The sequence below is a fragment of the Achromobacter sp. SIMBA_011 genome, from assembly GCF_046535435.1.
GTDB lineage: Bacteria > Pseudomonadota > Gammaproteobacteria > Burkholderiales > Burkholderiaceae_B > Achromobacter > Achromobacter dolens.
This window is the reverse complement of record NZ_JAWRWN010001171.1, coordinates 1-238: the sequence shown is the minus strand read 5'-3', so window position 1 is coordinate 238 and position 238 is coordinate 1. Positions and strand designations below refer to the sequence as shown.

Annotated in this window: 1 protein-coding gene; it reads left to right on the top strand. The window is 60.1% G+C overall.

The genetic code is table 11. The annotated features are described in order from the left end of the window. A partial coding sequence (locus SB816_RS34730) for a glutathione S-transferase N-terminal domain-containing protein (RefSeq protein WP_410548590.1) occupies positions 1 to 238 on the top strand: 238 nt, incomplete at both ends.

The following is a 238-nucleotide window of genomic DNA, read 5'->3' as shown; positions in this document are numbered from 1 at the left end:
CTCGGTGATGAACCCGTACGGTCAGGTGCCGATTCTGGTCGAGCGCGATCTGATCCTGTACGAATCGAACATCATCAACGAATACATCGACGAGCGCTTCCCGCATCCGCAGCTGATGCCGGCCGACCCGGTGCAGCGCGCGCGTGCGCGCCTGTTCCTGCTGAACTTCGAGAAGGAGCTGTTCGTTCACGTCAGCACGCTCGAGAACGAGAAGGGCAAGGCAGCGGAGAAGAATCAC